The 19,720-nt window shown below is 70.6% G+C and carries 9 protein-coding genes; all 9 read right to left on the bottom strand.

The genetic code is table 11. From position 1 onward, the window contains the following. Positions 1–22: 22 nt before the first annotated feature. On the bottom strand, positions 23–808 hold the full coding sequence (locus tag ACIBAE_RS15385; protein WP_399285259.1) for a class I SAM-dependent methyltransferase: 786 nt from the start codon (positions 806–808) through the stop codon (positions 23–25). 182 nt (positions 809–990) lie between these two features. Next, positions 991–1,203: an MbtH family protein gene (locus tag ACIBAE_RS15380; protein ID WP_399285258.1), complete on the bottom strand. Its 213-nt coding sequence runs from the start codon at positions 1,201–1,203 to the stop codon at positions 991–993. 165 nt (positions 1,204–1,368) lie between these two features. Next, a complete protein-coding gene (locus tag ACIBAE_RS15375) occupies positions 1,369–2,469 on the bottom strand; it encodes a GntG family PLP-dependent aldolase (protein WP_399285257.1) in 1,101 nt (366 codons plus the stop codon). Continuing rightward, a complete protein-coding gene (gene argH / locus ACIBAE_RS15370) occupies positions 2,462–3,973 on the bottom strand; it encodes an argininosuccinate lyase (protein WP_399285255.1) in 1,512 nt (503 codons plus the stop codon). The genes ACIBAE_RS15375 and argH overlap by 8 nt, the downstream gene beginning before the upstream one ends. Further along, a complete protein-coding gene (locus ACIBAE_RS15365) occupies positions 3,970–5,214 on the bottom strand; it encodes an ATP-grasp domain-containing protein (protein ID WP_399285253.1) in 1,245 nt (414 codons plus the stop codon). Before ACIBAE_RS15365 ends, argH begins: the two co-directional genes overlap by 4 nt. Beyond that, a complete protein-coding gene (locus ACIBAE_RS15360) occupies positions 5,211–6,272 on the bottom strand; it encodes a pyridoxal-phosphate dependent enzyme (RefSeq protein ID WP_399285252.1) in 1,062 nt (353 codons plus the stop codon). Before ACIBAE_RS15360 ends, ACIBAE_RS15365 begins: the two co-directional genes overlap by 4 nt. Continuing rightward, the gene (locus ACIBAE_RS15355; RefSeq protein ID WP_399285251.1) at positions 6,247–7,251 is read right to left on the bottom strand and encodes a GHMP kinase; all 1,005 of its coding nucleotides are present in this window, start codon (positions 7,249–7,251) and stop codon (positions 6,247–6,249) included. The genes ACIBAE_RS15360 and ACIBAE_RS15355 overlap by 26 nt, the downstream gene beginning before the upstream one ends. After that, complete coding sequence (locus tag ACIBAE_RS15350) at positions 7,252–14,568, bottom strand: amino acid adenylation domain-containing protein (RefSeq protein WP_399285250.1); 7,317 nt, start codon at positions 14,566–14,568, stop codon at positions 7,252–7,254. Then, positions 14,565–19,601 carry an amino acid adenylation domain-containing protein gene (locus tag ACIBAE_RS15345; protein ID WP_399285248.1) on the bottom strand — a complete coding sequence of 1,679 codons (5,037 nt, stop codon included), beginning with the start codon at positions 19,599–19,601 and terminating at the stop codon, positions 14,565–14,567. The genes ACIBAE_RS15350 and ACIBAE_RS15345 overlap by 4 nt, the downstream gene beginning before the upstream one ends. Between the last annotated feature and the right edge of the window lie 119 nt (positions 19,602–19,720).

Genomic DNA, 19,720 nt, shown 5'->3' with positions numbered 1-19,720 from the left:
ACCGCTGCGGGAGCCGGTCCGCTCAGGCGCGCGACCCGGTCGCGGCCGCGCCGGTGTCACCCGTCAGCCGCAGCACGACGCCGTACCCCGAGCCCTCCTCCTCCACGTCCACCAGCGACCAGCCGGTGCCCGCGATCATCTCCTCCAGCTCGGCCGGCGAGACGAACAGGTAGTCGAACCAGTCGGTGGCGAGCCACCCGTGCCGCAGCCGCAGCCGCATCTGGCCGCTCAGCCGGTCCTGCCGCCGGTTCCGCTCCAGGTAGTCGGCGTGCCTCGGGTCGCTGAGCCGGTACGGGTCCACCCCGGTACCGATCACGGTCGCTCCCGGCCTCGCGACCCGGGCGAGCCGGCTGAGCAGGCGCGGCCCTTCCTCCCGGCTCTCCAGGAGGCCGAGATTCTTGCCGAGCAGCAGGAAGGAGTCGAAGCGCTCGTCGTCGCCGAGGTCGTCGACCGTTCCCAGGACGACCGACTTCAGGCCGCGCTCGGCGCACACCTCGACGGCGCCTTCGGAGACGTCCAGCCCGACGACATCGGCGCCGTTCTCCTGCAGCGTCAGCGCGAACCGCCCGGCTCCGACTCCCACGTCCAGGGTCCGGCCGGTGACCTTGCTGTACGCCCACTGGTCGAGGCCCGGCCAGTCCTGGGGGCCCGCGAAGAACCCCGCGGCGTCGTAGACGCTGATGTAGCCGTCGTCGCGCTCGCAGAGTTCGTAGAACCGTCCCTCCGGTACACCGGCCCTGTGGCAGTCGCGGAGCAGTTCGCCCCACGCGTCCCCGGTGTAGGTGGTGCTCGCCTGCACGGTGGTCATCGGGTCCTTCCCGTTGGTTGAGTCGCCTCGCCCGGCAGATGCCGGGCGAGTCCGGCCGGTACCCGGCCGGAGCGCCGCTCGCCCCCGTGCGCCGCTTGGCAGGTCTATGACATGCCAGGAGGCGCGTTCCGGGAGCGTCCGAGGGGGCACCCGGCGTGCCGGGTGCCCCCTCGGAAGGGGTCTCAGGCCGGCTGGCCCTGGCTCTCCATCGCCCGGCGCAGGCTCAGCGGCCGCATGTCGGTCCACGCCTCCCCGATGTGGTCCAGGCAGGCCTCCTTCGAACCCCGCACACCGGCCTCGCGCCAGCCCGCCGGGACCTCACGGTCGGCCGCCCACACCGAGTACTGCTCCTCGTCGTTGACCACGACGGTCCACTGTCCGCTGTCCTGCTCCATGTCCTTCTCCGTTCGTTCGCTGCCGGGGACGCCGCTCCGGCGTCCCCGGGACATCAGGGGGATGGGTATGAGGGCTCTACGCGTGCTCGGCACCCAGGAAGTGCTCGGTGCCCAGGAAGTACTCGGTGCTCAGGGGCTGCTCGGCGCTCAGGGACTGCTCGGCACTCAGGCTGACGCCGTGACGGCCACGGCACCGGCCGGTTCGAGAATGGCGCGGAAGACCGACAGCGCCCGGTCGATGTCGTCGGTGCTCACGCCCGCGTGCGTCACGGCCCGGATCCGGCCGCGGCCGAGTTCCGCGAGGTGCACGCCGGCGGCCTGGGCGCGGGCCATGAACTCCGCGTTGCCCACCGTGTCCGGACTGATCCGGAAGAACGCCATGTTGGTCTCGACCGGTTCCACGGTGACTCCGGGAAGGGCGAGCAGACCGGCGGCGAGCCGCTTCGCCGTGTCGTGGTCGTCGGCGAGCCTGCCGGTCATCTCCCGCAGGGCGACGAGACCGGCGGCGGCCACCACGCCCACCTGGCGCATACCGCCACCCAGCATCTTGCGGGTCCGCCGTACTCCGGTGATGAATTCGGCGGTGCCGACGACCATCGAACCCACCGGCGCGGCCAGCCCCTTGGACAGGCAGAACTGCACGGAGTCCGCGTATCCGGCGACGACGCTCGCCGGCACCCCGCCCACCAGCGCCGCGTTGAAGATCCGGGCGCCGTCCAGGTGGACGGGAATGCCGCGCGAGCGCGCCAGGGCCGCGACCTCGGCGAGGTACTCCAGCGGCAGGACGCGTCCGCCGCAGCGGTTCTGCGGATTCTCCAGGCAGAGCAGCGACGGCAGCGCGAACTGCGGGTCGTCGGGGTCCTCCGGGAAAGCGGCCTCGATGTCGGCGATCGCCATCCGCCCGTCGGCGGCGTTCGCCACCGGTTCGAGGATGACTCCGCCGCAGAAGGACGCTCCCCCGGCCTCGTACACGTAGATGTCCGACTCGGCCCCGACGATCGCCTTCGTGCCGCGCGGACAGTGCGTCAGCAGGGACGCGAGGTTGCCCATCGTCCCGCTCGGCATGAAGCAGCCGTCCTCCTTGCCGAGGAGCCGCGCGGCGAGGAGTTCGAGCTCTCGTACGGTCGGGTCCTCCCCGTACGTGTCGTCACCCAGCGTCGCCGTCGACATGGCCGCGAGCATCTCGGGCGTGGGCAGGGTGAAGGTGTCGCTGCGCAGCTCGACGACCGGCGCGGAACCGGTGCCGGATACCGGGGTGTCAGACATGGAGTGCTGTCTCCTCGATGGGCGTGACGGGATTCGTCGGGGCGGGACGGCGCACCTGGGCGACCGCCTGGGCGAGCCGGTCGTCGGCCGCCTGCCAGTCGGCGGTCCTCCGGCGCAGTTCGCGGCGGTAGGCGAGCCAGTCACCGGCCAGCGGCTCGAATGCGCGGTCGAACGACGTCGGTCCTGGACCGCCGCCGAATTCGGCGGCCCGCCGGACGGCGGCCGGCCGGAGGTCGGGCGGGACCTCGCCGTCGGCGTCCGGCTGGTCGGGCAGAGCCGCCCGGAGCGAGTCGGCTCCGCCCTCCAGGACGGTCCGTACGGCCTCACCGACCTGGTGATGAGCGCGCCGGAAGGGGACGCCGCGGCGGACCAGCCACTCCGCCGTGGCGGTGGCGTCGGTCAGCCCCTCGACGGCGCGGGCCTCCATCGCCTCGGGGACCGGCCGGGCTCCCTGGTAGGCGAGGCGAAGGATCTTCACCGCGTCCGTCGTGGTGTCGAGCGCGGTGATGACGTGGGACATGGCTTCGGTCCCCACCGCGATCGAGTTGGTGAAGGGCGCGCCCCGCATCGCGGCGGCGGCGGCCGTGAACGCGCCGAGCGCGGCGGCCGATTTGCCCTGGACGTGTTCCAGGACGAACGCGTTGCGCTTCTGCGGCATCATCGAGCTCGACCCGACGAGCCCGTCCGGGATGGTCACCAGGCCGAATTCGGCGCTGGACCACATCAGCAGGTCGAGCGCCGCCCGGTTGAGCGTGGTGCCGAGGATCGACGACATGGCCAGCAGCCGCAGCGCGGTGTCGCGTGAGGCGATGGCGTCGACCGAGTTGCGGACCGGTTCGGTGAATCCGAGCAGGCCGGCGGTCCGCTCCGGATCGATCGGGACCGTCGTACCGCCGATGGAGCCGGCCCCGAGCGGGCAGTGGTCGAGGGCGGTGCCCGCGTGGCGCAGCGCTTCGGCGTCGCGCTTGAGCGCGCCGGCCAGCCCGAGCAGGTAGTGGCCGTACGTGATGGGGACGGCCGCCTGGAAGTGCGTGTACGCCGGCATCAGGGTGGCGCTGTACCGGCGGGCCCGGTTGGTGAGCACGACGCCGAGGAGGCTGAGCTCCTCGGACAGCCGCTGGTACGGGACGCGCAGCGCCAGCTGGAGGCAGGTGGCGTTGAGGTCGTTGCGGGACCGCCCGGTCTGCAGGACCCCGCCGATCCCCTCGCCCAGCGACTCGATCAGGTAGTTCTCGTAGGCGAGGTACAGGCCCCGGGGGGTGGGGCGGTCCTCCAGCGGCGCGAAGTCCCGCGCCCGCAGCTCCAGAATGGCGGAGAGCAGTTCCGCGGCCGTTCGCTCGCCGGTGACGCCCTGTTCCGCCAGCATCACCACATGGGCGAGGTCGACGAGCGTGATCCGGCTCAGCTCGTCCTTCCAGGCGGGCCTGGGGTTGTCCCGGTGCTCCAGCAGCATCCGCCGGATCTGCGGAGAGGCCGCGGTGCGCAGCCGTCCTGAGTCGGTCATGCCACGGGCTCCTTCACCGCGCGGAGCACCGGCCGGACGAGGCGGGCGCCTTCGGTGGCCGCCGCCGCCGCGTCCGCCACGGCGCCGGCGTGCGCCAGCACATGGCCGATCCGGTCGCGGAAGTCACCGGCGACGGTGAGGGCAGCTCCGGGCGAGCGGTAGGGCTCGACCTCGATCACGCCCGGGACGGCGCGGGCGTCGGCGACGCCCCGCAGCTCGGTCAGTTCGCCGTCACCGGGGGCGAGGACGAAGCGGATGGCCGCGGCTCCGGCCCGGGTGGCACGGACCGGGGCGGACACCCCGGACGCCCGGCCGGAGAAGGCCTTGACGGTCTCGTGGATCAGGTCGATCCCGGTGGCCTCCTGGACGAGGCGGGGTATCCACCCGCCGGCGAGCCGGGGGTTGACCTCGATGAGCACCGGTTCGTCGCCGTCCATGCGCAGTTCCACGTGGGCCGGGCCCAGGACGAGACCGAGCCCGCGGACGGCGGCGAGCGCCGTGGACGCGATCCGTTCGTACGCGGACGGCGCGAGCGGTGCCGGGAAGTCGTGGCCGGTCTCGACGAACGAGGGCAGCTCCCCCAGGTACTTGCGGGTGACACCGATGACCGTGTCGCTCAGGACCTCGACCGAGTACTCGGCCCCCCGGACGAACTCCTCCACCAGCAGGCGGCGGGGGATCGGGCGACCGCGCTCGTTCGTCTCCCTGGCGAGCAGCGCGGCGGCCCGTTCGGTGACCTCCGCCGCGTCCGCGCACAGGTGGACGCCCAGGCTGCCGCTGCCGGTGACCGGCTTGAGCACCACCGGGAAGCCCAGTCCGAGCGCCGCGTCCGTCGCGTCGCGGACGGTGGCGGCGACCGCGAAGCGGGGGACCCGTACCCCGCCCTCGGCCAGCAGTCTGCGCTGCACGCCCTTGTCCTGGATGGACCTGATGGCGCCGGGTGAGTGGGCGGGCAGGCCCAGTTCGACGCCGGCGGTGCTCGCGGTCTCGACGAAGTAGTCGGAGCTGGTGGTGATGCCGGCGATCCGCCGGGTGGCGCCGAGCCGTCGGCAGGCGGCGATGACCTCCTGCGGGCTGTCCGTGTCGGTCCGTACGACTTCGGCGCCGCCCACCGAGGTGTACCGGCCCGGATCGGCGGCCAGCAGGACGGGGCGCAGCCCCAGGTCCCGGGCGGCGGCCGGGAAGAGCCGCCCGGTGCCGGTGGTGTTGCTCTCGACCAGGACGAGCAGTTCGGCGGTCATGAGGTGGGTCCATCCGTGAGGCGAACGACGTCGTCGTGGGTGCGCCGGTTCCAGGCGTACCGGGACCAGGCGCCTTCGGCCTGGGCGGGGTGGTCCAGCGTGCGGGGCGCGGGGGAGGCCTCGGAGAGGAGCAGGTCGTTGCGCCGCATCCAGGCGTCGTTGTAGACGGTGCTGGTGTAGCGGTGCCCCTCGTCCGGGTAGAGCGCCACGACCCGCTGGTCCGGGTTCTGTTCGGCGTACCAGCTCGCCACGTGGTGGGCGGCGCCGCTGGTCGGCCCCTGGTAGACGGCGTGCCGGGCGTGCAGCTGCCGGGTGGCCAGGAAGGCGGAGGGCGCGTCCAGCCAGTGCACCTCGTCGAAGAGGGTGTGGTCCAGCACGCGCGGGATGAGCCCGTTGCCGAGCCCGCGCAGCTGCCGCGGTCCGGCGGGCGCGCCGAACAGCACGCTGCCGATGGTGTCCACGCCGATCAGCCGCAGCTTGGGGTTGACGGCCCGCAGGAAGGAGCCGATGCCGGAGGACGAGCCGCCCGATCCGACCGGGCAGACGAGGGCGTCGATGGTGCCGAGGCTCTCCATCAGGAGTTCGGCGACGGCGCCGTACGACACGGGGTTGAGCGGATTGTCGTACTGGCCGGGGGTGAAGTAGGTGCCCAGCTTCTCCTGGATACGGGCGACCCGTTCGAGGCGGGCCTGCTGGACCCCCTTGGCGCGCAGCTCCGGGCCGGACACGATGTGCACCCGGGCGCCGAGAGCCTCCAGCCGGCGGCGCAGCGGGGCGTCGATGGCGGGGTCGCCGACGAGGACCAGCGGATTCCCCCGCAGGCGGCACACCATGGCGAGGCCGAGTCCGAACGTTCCCGAGGTCGTCTCCACCACGGTGGTGTCCGGCTGGAGTTCCCCGCTGTCGGCGGCGCTTCTCAGGATGAACTGCGCGGGCAGCAGCTTCATCAGGTGGAAGGCGGCGCCGTACAGGTTCTTGTCTGTCTGGATGATCCTGGGCAGAGCGTGGCTGTCGACCACGCTCTTGAACGGATTACGACTCGCGTACGTGAGTGCCATGGCTGTCGCTCCCGGCGGTGTAGCGCCAATTGTCGGTGAATCGCAGTTGGTTGAGGCGTCGCGTCGCGAGGGCGACCTGGCTTTCCAGCTGTGCCTGACGGGAGTCGAAGAGCAGACCCGCGACCGTGCCGCTGTGCGCGACCTGGATCCCCAGGGCCCCGCTCTCCTCGGCCGTCTGCAGGAGCCGGTCGAAGTGGGGGACCGGCAGGATCCGCTGGTTGATACGCGCGCTGGCGGTGGCGATCCTGCCGAGGTCGGCGGTGTCGCCCCGGCCGACCGCGCGCCGCAGCAGACCCCGCAGCGACCGGAAGTACTCGATCTCCCAGGGGGTGTAGCGGGCCGCCGGCCAGGACAGCGTGTCGATCTCGGCGTCGGCGTAGGAGAAGCCGACCACCTCCATCGGGAGCACGGGGCGGTGGAAGTCCTCGATCACCTCTCCCTCGCGCTGGGCGAAGAGGACCAGGCGGTCGAAGATGAGCGGGTCGGTGGCCACTTCGGCGCCGACGGCGATCCGGGCGATCCGCTCCGGCGCGAGATGGCGGCCGGTCGCCGAGAGTACGGCGAGGATCGCGGCGGTCACGTCGCTGGTGGAGGAGCCGAGCCCGCGGCCGACCGCGACGTCGCCCCGCAGCTCCAGGACGCCGCCGTACGTGTCCAGGCCGAGCGCGGCGAGCGTGTCGCGCGCCGCGCTGAGCGACTTGGTCTTCCACGTGGGGGTGACCCGGAGTTCCGGCTCCCAGCTGCTCAGGCGCACCGTGGCCTCGCTGGCGAACAGCGAGCAGGGAAGGGTGACCAGGCCCCTGCGCAGCCGGCCGCCGTCCTCGAACAGCCCCTGGAGCAGCTCGCCGTGATGGCTGGGAGCCGTGCCGGTGCCGACGAGCACGTCGCCCGCGACGCCGCCCGGCACCGGCTCGGTCAGCACCTGGCCGTCCCTGTCCTGCGACATCAGTACGGCGTGATTGTGCGTGCCGACATCCACCTATGCCTCCTCGGTCGTGTCTGTCATGGGGCAAATCTCGTGCAGGACCGTGCGGATCTCGTCCGCCACCGTCGCGGAATGCGGCGGGTAGACCACGTCGTGGTGGTTGCCGGGCAGCGGGATCTCGTGGACCGCGCCCGTGGTCCGGGCCTGCCACGCCGTCGCGTCGACCACCGGGGCGTCGAGCGTCGGATGCTCTTCCGACACGGTCAGCAGGTGGATGTTCGCGGTGATCGCGGCATCGGTCCGGTAGTGGGCGGCGGCCGTCTGGTGGGCGCGGGCGACGGCCAGCATCCGGCGGACCGCCGTCGACTCGGTGCGCTGGGGCAGTTTGTCGTTCTCGTGGGAGCTGCGGACCAGGGCGGAGATGATCTGCTCGTCGTCGAGCCGCTGGACCTCGTCCTCGGAGAGCCCGGCCTCGGCACCGAAGCGCACCAGGACGTCCTTCTCGGAGGGTTCGGCGCGGGTCCCGAAGGCCTCGGCGTCGATCACGCCGAGGAAGGCGACCTCCTCGCCCGCGGCCTCCAGCCGTACGGCCATCTCGAAGGCGACGTTGCCGCCGAAGGACCAGCCGGCGAGCAGGTAGGGGCCCTTCGGGGCGACCGACCTGATCTCCTCGACGTACCGCGCCGCGATGTCCTCGATGCTGCTCAGCGGGGCCGCGTCGGTGTTGTAGCCGACGGCCTCCAGCCCGTACACCGGCCGGTCCGTGCCGAGCCTGCGGGCCAGGTCGATGTAGCAGCAGACGTCGCCGCCGTGCGGGTGGACGAGGAAGAGCGGCGCGCTGTCCGCCGGGCCGCCGGGCCGTTCCGGGCCCTGTCCGCCGGGGTGTTCCGCGCGCTGCCCGCCGGGGTCCGCCATCGGGACGAGCAGATGCTCGACCACGGAGGAGGCGGACGGCAGCGCCGCGCAGAGCCCTTCGACGGTCGCGTTCCGGAACAGCGTGTTCAGGGGCACCTCCACGCCGAACTCCCGGCGGACGGCCTCGACCAGCTCGAACGCCTTGAGGGAGTGGCCGCCGAGGGCGAAGAAGTCGTCGCGCACGCCGACCGGCGCGTGGCCGAGAATCCGCTCCCACAGCGCCGCCATGCGCAGTTCGAGGAGGTCACGCGGCGCGACGCCGTTCCCCCCGGCCGTGGCGTCCGGCTCCGGGAGCCTGCGGTGGTCGACCTTGCCGTTCGGGGTCAGCGGCAGGGCGTCCAGACCGACGAGGACGGACGGTACGAGGTGGGCGGGCAGCTGATCGAGCAGATGAGCGCGCAGGCCCGCCTCGTCCTTGCCGTCCCGCCAGACCACGTAGCCGGCCAGGCGCCGGTCCATGTCCCGGCCGACGACGGCCACCGCGGCGCGGGCGACGGCCGGGTGCCGCTGGATCGCGGCCTCGACCTCACCGGGCTCGATGCGGTGCCCGCGGATCTTGACCTGGCTGTCGGCCCGTCCGGCGAACTCCAGCACTCCGTCGGCGCGCCGCCGGGCGAGGTCCCCGGTGCGGTACATCCGCTCCCCGGTGCCGAACGGGTCGGGGAGGAAGCGTTCGGCGGTGAGCGCGGGACGTCCGCCGTAACCGCGTACGACCCCCGCACCGGCCAGGTACAGCTCACCGACCGCGCCGATCGGCGCGAGCCGCAGGGAGTCGTCGAGCACGTAGGCACGGGTGTTGGCGAGCGGGGTCCCGATCGGGACCGGGCCTGCCGGCAGGTCGGGGTCGAGCCGGTGGGCGGTGGACCAGATGGTCGTCTCGGTGGGCCCGTAGACGTTCCACAGCTCGTCCACCTTGCCGACGAGGTCGAGCGCCAGCTGCCGGGACAGCGCCTCGCCGCCGCAAACGGCGCGCAGGGCGGCGCCCTGCCAGCCGCTCATCAGCAGCAGGTGCCACGTGGCGGGGGTCGCCTGGAGGAGGGTGGTGCCCGAGTCGCGCAGGGTCGCGGCGAGCCTGGCACCGTCCGAGGCGGTCTCCCGGTCCACGACGACGACCGTGGCGCCGCGCGTCAGCGGCACGAGCAGTTCGAGCACCGCGATGTCGAAGCCGATCGTGGTCACCGCGCAGACGGTGTCGCGCCGGTCGATACGGAGCCGGTCCGCCAGGTCCGCGGTGAAGTTGGCCAGGCCGTGGTGCGGGACCATGACGGCCTTGGGCTGCCCGGTGGAGCCCGACGTGTAGATGAGGTAGGCCAGGCCGCCGGGGTGGACGGCGGGGGCGGGGTGCCCGTCCGCCGGAGCGTCGGCGCCGGGATCACCGAGGTCGATCAGGCGGACGTCCGGCCCGGTCTCGAAGGACTCGGCGAGGTCCTTGCGGGAGAGCAGGAGCCGCGCGCCGCTGTCGGCGAGCATGTAGGCGACGCGGTCGGACGGGTAGCCCGGGTCGAGCGGCAGGTAGGCCGCTCCGGCCTTGAGGGTGGCGAGCACCGCCACGACGGCCTCGGGCGAGCGGTCCAGCAGGACCGCCACGGGGGCGTCGGGGCCGGCTCCGGCCGCGCGCAGCCGGGCGGCGAGCCCGGCGGAGCGCTCGGCGAGCCCGGCGTAACTGATGTCCTCGCCGCCGGGCGTGGTGAGGGCGACCGCGTCCGGGGTGCGGGCGGCCTGCTCGTCGATCAGCTCGTGCAGGCAGCGGTCGGGGATCGGGGCGGCGGTGTCGTTCCACACCGAGCGCAGCTTCTCCTCCTCGCCGGGCGTGAGGACGCTGATCCGTGACAGCCGGCGCCGCGCGTCGGCGGCGACCTGGTCGAGCAGTCGCTGGTAGTGCTGGGCCAGCCGTTCGGTGGTCTCGCGGTCGAAGAGGTCCGTGGCGAAGGTGAACATCCCCTCGACGCGGTCCCCGTAGTTCACCAGGATCACGTCCAGGTCGAAGCGGACGCTGTCGGTGTGCAGCTCGACCGGTGTGGTCGTGACGCCCGGGATGTCGAGCGCGCCCGACTGGGCGTCCACCAGGGTGAACATGATCTGGAAGAGCGGGTTGCGGCTGAGGTCGCGCTCGGGCTGGAGCGCCTCCACCAGCAGGTCGAAGGGGAGTTCCTGGTGCTGGTAGGCCTCCAGGGAGGTCGCCCGGACCCGGGCCAGCAGCTCGGCGAAGGTCGGGTCGCCCGACAGGTCCGTCCGCATCAGCAGGGTGTTGACGAAGAATCCGACGAGGGATTCCGTCTCCCGCCGGGTACGCCCGGCGATGGGCGTGCCGACGGTGACGTCCGTGCTCGCCGCGTGCCGGGCGACGGTGGCGTTGAACGCGGCCAGCAGCACCATGAACAGGGTGACGCTGTGGTCCTGCGCGAGCTGCCCGAGCCGCTCGGTGAGTGCGGCCGGCAGGCTGAACCGCACCTGGGCGCCGTCACCGGAGCGTACGGCCGGGCGGGGCCGGTCGGTGGGCAGCTCGGTGGCGGTGGCACCGTCCAGCCGGCCACGCCAGTAGTCGAGCTGCCCAGCCAGGTTCTCGCTGGTCAGGTGCTCGCGGCTCCAGGCCGCGTAGTCCCCGTACTGGATCGGCAGCGGCGCCAGCTCCGGCTTTCGGCCGGCCACCAGCGCGGTGTAGAGGGAGGTGAGTTCCGTCCACAGCACGGACATGGACACGCCGTCCACGGCGATGTGATGGACGATCAGGATCAGCAGGTGCGCTTCGCCGGGCAGTTGGACGAGCCGGGCCCGCAGCCAGGGGGCCTCGGTCAGGTCGAAGGGCCGTCCGGCGTCCTCGGCCGCGAGCCGGTCGGCCAGGGCGCGCGCCTCGTCGGCGGTGTGCTCGCGCAGGTCGGTGACGACCGGGGTGAACACCGAGCCCGGTTCGACGTGCTGGAGCGGTGCGTCGCCCTCGCCGAGCAGTACGCGTGAGCGCAGGACCTGGTGGCGGTCGACGATCGCGGTGAGCGACGCGGTCAGGGCGGCGGTGTCCAGCGGGCCGTGCAGCATGACCGCCGACGGCACGTTGTACTCGGCGGTTCCCGGGTTCAGCCGCTCCAGGAACCACATCCTGCGCTGGCTCGCCGACAGCGGCCGGTCTCCGGAGCCGTCTGCGGTGAGCGCCTGGCCGGTGCCGGGTGCCAGCTGGTCCAGTGCCCGCGCCATGGTGTGGATGGTGGGGTTGTCGAAGAGAAGGACCAGCGGGAGATCGAGGTCCAGCGCGGTCCGCAGCCGGGCGATCGCCTTCGTCGCGAGCAGCGAATGACCACCCAGCGTGAAGAAACTCGTGTGGATATCCGGGTCCTGAACCCCCAGAACATCAGCCCACACACCCGCGACCAGCAACTCCGTCTCCGTACCCGCCGGCGTATACGAACCCGCCGACTCAACCGCACGCGGAACCGGCAGACGACGCACATCCGTCTTCCCGTTCGCATTCGTCGGAATCACATCCACCGGAGTAAAACTCGCCGGAATCAGATACGGCGGAAGACGCAACGCCAGATCCGCCAGAACCTCCTCCACCACCCGCCCGAACTCCACCTCCGACACCGACGACTTCAGATAAGCCGCCAAACGCTGATCACCCGGCGCCGGCTCCCACTTCGTCACCACCGCATCATCAACATCCGGATGCGCACACAACGCATGCTCGATCTCACCCGGCTCGATCCGAATACCACGCACCTTGATCTGATGATCCACCCGACCCAGGAACGTCACCGCACCATCAGCACGCCGAATCCCCTGATCACCCGTCCGATACAACCGCTCACCCGACACAAAAGGACTCGGCACGAAAACAGCCGCCGTCTTCCGCGCATCACCCCAATAACCACGCGCCAGACCCACACCCGCAAGATACAGATCCCCCGGCACACCCACCGGAACAGGATTCATGTACCGATCCAGCACAAACAACTGATTATTCGTGATCGGCAAACCGATCGGAACACTCCCCGCCGACCCCTCCGACGCCACACACGTATGCACCGTCGAATCGATCGACACCTCCGTCGCACCCCACTGATTGTGCAACCGGGCCCCGACACCAACAAACCGATCATAAAAACGCCCGACCAGATCCGGCCGCAACGCCTCACCACTCGAAATCACATGACGCAACCCCGACAACCGCTCACGCAACGCCGGAGTAACCTCGTCCAAGAACAACGCCAACATACTCGGCACGAAATGCAACGCCACCGCACCACCATCAGCAGCAGCACGCACAATCGCCCGCGGATCCCGATGCAGACCAGGACCCAACAACACCACCCGACCACCGACCATCAACGGCCAGAACAACTCCACAGCCGAATCATCAAAACTCAGAATCGTCTTGTGAAGCACCGCATCACCAGGCTCCAGCCCATGATGCTCCTGCATCCACCACATCCGGTTCACCCAACCCCGATGCGTACTCGCCACAGCCTTCGGAACACCCGTCGACCCCGACGTGAAATACAACGACACCAAATGATCCGGCAACACCCTCACCGAAGGACCCGACTCCGCGACATCCCCCAGCAACCCCACACCACAATCAACCACCCCCACACCACTGCCCACAAAATGAACAGCCCGCTCCGCATCCGTACACACCAGCGGAACACCACCACCCGACAACACACTCACCGCACGCCCCGCAGGAACATCAGGATCCAGCGGCACAAACGCACCACCAGCCTTCAAAATCCCCAACAACGCCACCACCATCTCCACCGACCGGTCCAACCACAGACCCACCGGCACATCCGGCCCCACACCCAGACCAACCAACCGCACAGCCAACGCATTCGCCCGCCCCACCAACTCGGCGAACGTCACACACTCACCACCAACACCCACCACAGCAACCGCATCCGGAGAAACCACCGCACGAGCATCAACCAACTCATGCAAACAACCCCCCGGAAAATCACCCACCGTCCCATTCCACCCCTCCGTCACCAACCCCAACTCCACACCCGACAACATGCCGACGGCCGACAGCCGGCTCTCGGGGTTCTCGGCGGCGTTCCGGAGGAAGCGCTGGAAATGGTCGACGAATCGCTCGATCGACGCGTTCTCGAACAGGTCGGTCGCGTAGATGAGGAAGCCGTCCACTCCCCCACCACGCCGGGTGAGCGAGAAGTTCACGTCGAACCGTGACTTCGTCACCACCGTGCGGACGGGTTCGGCCACCAGGCCGGGCAGGCTCAGCGTGGCGGTCTCCTCGTCGCCGAGGGTGAACATGATCTGGAAGAGCGGGTTGCGGCTGAGGTCGCGCTCGGGCCGGAGCTCCTGGAGCAGTGCCTCGAAGGGGAGTTCCTGGTGCTGGTAGGCCTCCAGGGAGGTCGCCCGGACCCGGGCGAGCAGCTCGGTGAAGGTCGGGTCGCCCGACAGGTCCGTCCGTATCAGCAGGGTGTTGACGAAATACCCGATCAGGGGTTCCGTCTCCCGCCGGGTGCGCCCGGCGATGGGCGTGCCGATGGCGATGTCCTCGCTGCCCGTGTGCCGGGCGAGGGTGGCGTTGAACGCGGCCAGCAGCACCATGAACAGGGTGACGCCGTGCCGCTGGGCCAGTTCCTCAAGACGGCGGACGGCCTCGGCGGGGAGGGAGAACGGTACGTAAGCGCCGTCGCCGGAGCGTACGGCCGGGCGGGTCCGGTCGGAGGGCAGCTCGGTGCCGGTGACGCCGTCCAGCCGGCCGCGCCAGTAGTCCAGCTGCCCGGCCAGGCTCTCGCCGTTCAGGTGCTCACGGCTCCAGGCCGCGTAGTCCCCGTACTGGATCGGCAGCGGCGCCAGCTCCGGCTCCCGGCCGTCCACCAGCGCGGTGTAGGCGGCCGACAGCTCCGCCCACAGCAGCGGCATGGACCAGCCGTCCACGGCGATGTGGTGGACGACGACGAGCAGCAGGTGGTCGTCCGCTGCGAGCCGGAAGACCCCTGCCCGCAGCGGGGAGTCGTCCGCCAGGTCGAAGGGCTCCTGAATGGCGGCCTCGGCGAGGGCGAGGGCGCGGTCGTGCCGCTCCCCCGCCGGGTGACCCGTGAGGTCGGTGACCGGGACCGGGACCGGCCCGGCGGACCTGAGGCGCGGTACGGGCACCCCGTCGTGTTCGGCGAAGACGGTACGCAGCACCTCGTGCCGTCCGACGACCACCGAGAAGCCGCCACGCAGCGCGTCGAGGTCGAGCCGGCCGCGCAGCCGGACCAGTTCGTACGAGTTGTAGCCGTTCAGGAGCCGTTCGAGGAGCCACATGCGCTCCTGCGAGAAGGAGGCGACCGGCTCGGCGGCCTCCCGCCGGGGGATGTCCTCGCTCCCGCCGCCGGCCAGCCGCAGCCGGGCCGCCCGTATCCGCTCCCGGGCCTGGGCGAGACGGTCGGGGACGGCGCGACCGGCCGAATCGTCGGCGGGCCTGGGCCGGTTCCCGCTGTCGACGGTGGTCATGACATCTCCTTCTGGCCGTTCAGGAGCTGCTCGGCCGGGTCGTCGCCGGCTTCTTCCAGATCGCGCAGCAGGACCGCTTCGACCGCCTCCGCCATGGTGTGGATGGTGGGGTTGTCGAAGAGGAGGACCAGCGGGAGATCGAGGTCCAGCGCGGTCCGCAGCCGGGCGATCGCCTTCGTCGCGAGCAGCGAATGACCACCCAGCGTGAAGAAACTCGTGTGGATATCCGGGTCCTGAACCCCCAGAACATCAGCCCACACACCCGCGACCAGCAACTCCGTCTCCGTACCCGCCGGCGTATACGAACCCGCCGACTCAACCGCACGCGGAACCGGCAGACGACGCACATCCGTCTTCCCGTTCGCATTCGTCGGAATCACATCCACCGGAGTAAAACTCGCCGGAATCAGATACGGCGGAAGACGCAACGCCAGATCCGCCAGAACCTCCTCCACCACCCGCCCGAACTCCACCTCCGACACCGACGACTTCAGATAAGCCGCCAAACGCTGATCACCCGGCGCCGGCTCCCACTTCGTCACCACCGCATCATCAACATCCGGATGCGCACACAACGCATGCTCGATCTCACCCGGCTCGATCCGAATACCACGCACCTTGATCTGATGATCCACCCGACCCAGGAACGTCACCGCACCATCAGCACGCCGAATCCCCTGATCACCCGTCCGATACAACCGCTCACCCGACACAAAAGGACTCGGCACGAAAACAGCCGCCGTCTTCCGCGCATCACCCCAATAACCACGCGCCAGACCCACACCCGCAAGATACAGATCCCCCGGCACACCCACCGGAACAGGATTCATGTACCGATCCAGCACAAACAACTGATTATTCGTGATCGGCAAACCGATCGGAACACTCCCCGCCGACCCCTCCGACGCCACACACGTATGCACCGTCGAATCGATCGACACCTCCGTCGCACCCCACTGATTGTGCAACCGGGCCCCGACACCAACAAACCGATCATAAAAACGCCCGACCAGATCCGGCCGCAACGCCTCACCACTCGAAATCACATGACGCAACCCCGACAACCGCTCACGCAACGCCGGAGTAACCTCGTCCAAGAACAACGCCAACATACTCGGCACGAAATGCAACGCCACCGCACCACCATCAGCAGCAGCACGCACAATCGCCCGCGGATCCCGATGCAGACCAGGACCCAACAACACCACCCGACCACCGACCATCAACGGCCAGAACAACTCCACAGCCGAATCATCAAAACTCAGAATCGTCTTGTGAAGCACCGCATCACCAGGCTCCAGCCCATGATGCTCCTGCATCCACCACATCCGGTTCACCCAACCCCGATGCGTACTCGCCACAGCCTTCGGAACACCCGTCGACCCCGACGTGAAATACAACGACACCAAATGATCCGGCAACACCCTCACCGAAGGACCCGACTCCGCGACATCCCCCAGCAACCCCACACCACAATCAACCACCCCCACACCACTGCCCACAAAATGAACAGCCCGCTCCGCATCCGTACACACCAGCGGAACACCACCACCCGACAACACACTCACCGCACGCCCCGCAGGAACATCAGGATCCAGCGGCACAAACGCACCACCAGCCTTCAAAATCCCCAACAACGCCACCACCATCTCCACCGACCGGTCCAACCACAGACCCACCGGCACATCCGGCCCCACACCCAGACCAACCAACCGCACAGCCAACGCATTCGCCCGCCCCACCAACTCGGCGAACGTCACACACTCACCACCAACACCCACCACAGCAACCGCATCCGGAGAAACCACCGCACGAGCATCAACCAACTCATGCAAACAACCCCCCGGAAAATCACCCACCGTCCCATTCCACCCCTCCGTCACCAACCCCAACTCCACACCCGACAACATGCCGATGCGGTCCATGGGAACGGTGGGGTCGCCGAGGGCGGCGTCCAGGAGCTTGACGTAGTGGTCGACCATGCGGCGCATGGTCTCCTCGTCGAACAGCGCGGTGGAGTACTCCCAGATGAGGGTGATCCGCTCACCGTCGGGGTGGTCCTCCCGGCCGGTGCGCTGCTGGGCGCGCGGAATGACCACGATGTTGAGGTCCATCTTGGCCGTGCCGTTGTGGCGTTCCAGGACGGTGCCCTCGATACCGCCGAAGTCCAGGTCCGGCACCGCGGCGTTGTGGAAGCTGAACATCACCTGAAACAGCGGGTTGCGGGACTGGTCCCGGGGCGGCGCGACCGCCTTGACCAGCCGGTCGAGCGGGACGTCCTGCCAGTCGGAGCTGGTGACGACGATGTCGTGGACGCGCTTCCTGAGCTCGTCGAAGTCCGGTGAACCCGACATGTCGACGCGCAGCGGCAGGGTGTTGACGACCATGCCCAGCATGCGCTCGGTCTCGGCGAGCCGGCGGTTGGCCGCGCCCGTACCGACCACGACGTCGGTCACACCGGCGTAGCGGCCCAGCAGCGCGGTGAAGCCGGACAGCATGCTGGCGAACAGCGTCACGCCCGCCTCGTGGCTGGTCTCCCGCAGCCGGCGGGAGAGCGTGGCCGGCAGGTCGATCCGGACCGCCGCCCCCTCGAACGACTGGTTCCGGGGCCTCGGCCGGTCGGTCGGGAGGTCGAGGGTGAGCGGCGCGCCCTCCAGCGTGGTCGTCCAGTGGTCCAGGTGCCGGGTGAGGACCTCGTCCCGCATCCAGTCCCGCTGCCAGGCCGCGAAGTCGACGTACTGGACGGCGGGTTCGGGCAGCGGCGACGGGCGGCCGGCGGCCAGCTCGGGGTAGATCGCCCGTACCTCGTCGAGGAGCATGGCGAAGGACCAGCCGTCGTGAACGAAGTGGTGCTCGACCTGGACGAGGGTGTGGTCGTCGGCCGCGTACCGGATCAGCAGCCACCGCAGCAGCGGCGGGTCGGTCAGGTCGAACGGCTTCCCGATCGTCTCCCGTACGGCCTCGTCGGTCCTGCGCTCCCGCTCCTGGCCGGTGACGTCCGTCAGGTCGAGCAGCGGCACCTCCACCGGCATCGGCGGGCGCGGCTCCTGCACGGGGACGCCGTCGACCGTGGTGAAGGCGGTGCGCAGGACCTCGTGCCGCCGGACGATCTCGGTGAACGTGGCGTCCAGGGCCGCGACGTCCAGCGTTCCGCGCAGCCGGATGGTGGCCTGCGCGTTGTACGCGAGGTTGCCGGGGGACAGCTCCTCCAGGAACCAGATGCGCTCCTGCGGGAAGGACAGCGGCAGCGGCTGGTCGCGGCGGGCCCTGCCGACCGGCGGAAGGGCCGGGGCGGTGCCGCCCGGCCGGTCCAGCGCCGCCGCCATCGCGGCGACGGTGGGCCGCTCGTAGATCCGCGAGATCGGCAGCTCGGCGCCGAAGTCGGCGCGGATCTGCGCCGCGAGCCGTCCGGCGAGCAGCGAGTGGCCGCCGAGGACGAAGAAGTCGTCGTCGACACCGACCTCGGTGAGGCCGAGGAGTTCCGCGACGGTCTTCGCGAGGCGCCGCTCGGTGGGCGTACGCGCGGCGCCCTCGTCCGCGCGCATGCCCAGGGAGGCGCGGTCGGGTGCCGGGAGCGCGGCGCGGTCCAGCTTGCCGTTGGGGGTGAGCGGAAGCCGCTCGATCATGACGATCGTGGGCACCATGTAGTGCGGCAGCCGGGCGCCGGCGAACTCGCGCAGTTCGCGGGGCTCCGTGCCGGGCGCCACGGCGTAGGCGAGCAGCCGGTCCTCGTCGCCGACCTGCCCGACCACGACCGCCACGTCGTGGACACCGGGGTGTTCACGCAGCACCCCGGCCGCCTCGTCGGGCTCGATCCGGAAACCGTTCAGCTTGACCTGCTGGTCGATCCGGCCCAGGAAGTCCAGCTCACCGTCCTCGGTGAGACGCACCAGGTCCCCGGTGCGGTAGACGCGTTCGCCGGGCACCTCCGGGTCGGGGGCGAAGCGGTCGGCCGTCAGACCGGGCCGGCCGATGTAGCCGCGGGCGACCCCGGCCCCGCCGATGACGAGCTCGCCCGGTTCGCCCTGGGGCACCGGGCGCAGGGTCTCGTCGAGCACCTGGAGGCGGACGCCCTGGACGGCGTGGCCGATGACGGGCTTGCCGCCGCCGGGGCGGGTCTCGGCGAGCGAGGCCCATACGGTGGCCTCCGTCGGGCCGTACGCGTTGATCATCCGGCGTCCGGTGCCCCAGCGCTCCACCAGCCGGGCGGGAAGCGCCTCGCCGGCGCAGACGATCAGCTCCAGGTCGGGCAGCTCGGTCTCCGGCACCATGCCGAGCACGCTCGGCGGCAGGGTGAGATGGGTGATCCGGGCGGCACGGAGGAACTCGCCGAGTCCGGGCCCGTACAGCACGTCGCGCCGGGGCGGCTGCACCAGGGTGGCCCCGGAGCACAGGGCCATCGCCAGTTCGAAGACGGAGGCGTCGAAGCTGGGGGAGGCGAACTGCAGGACCCTCTTGCCCGGCTCCAGACCGAAGGTCGCGACCTGCGCCTCGGCGAGGTTGGCCAGCCCGCGCTGGGTGAGGGTGACGCCCTTCGGCCGTCCGGTGGAGCCCGACGTGTAGATGACGTAGGCGGCGGAGCCGGCCGTGGGCCGGAGCACCGGAGCCGTGCCGGGGGCCGCGTCAGGGGCCCCGGCCGCGTCATCGGCCGGGTCCACGACCGGTATGCCCGTCCCGGCGAGCCGGCCGGCCTCGCGGGGGTCGGCCACCAGGAGCCGCGTACCGGAGTCCTCGATCATGTATTCGAGCCGGTCCTGCGGGTAGGACGGGTCCAGGGGCAGCCAGGCGGCACCGGAGCGGATGACCGCGACCACGGCGACCGCCAGCTGGAGCGACGACTCCAGGAACACACCGACGGTGGTGTCGGGCGCCGCGCCGGCGGCGCTCAGGCGCGCGGCGAGCCGCTGGGACGCGGCGTCCAGTTCGGCGTAGGTCAGCCGCTGATCGCCCAGCTCGACCGCCGTACTGCCGGGAGTCGCGGTGAACTGACGGAGCAACATGTCGAGAAAGAGTCCAGAATCTGCTGTGGACACGAAGGTCTCCATGAGGGCTGTGACAGCTGGGCGGTGTCAGGACGGGTGATCGGTCCGAACCGGCTTGAGTGGTGCGACCCGGCGGGCGGTCGCGGCGCGGCCCCGGCGGAACCGGCCGG

The sequence above is a fragment of the Streptomyces sp. NPDC051569 genome, assembly GCF_044454085.1.
Lineage (GTDB): Bacteria > Actinomycetota > Actinomycetes > Streptomycetales > Streptomycetaceae > Streptomyces.
Note: the sequence above shows the minus strand (reverse complement) of the source record. Positions and strands in the feature narration are given on the sequence as shown.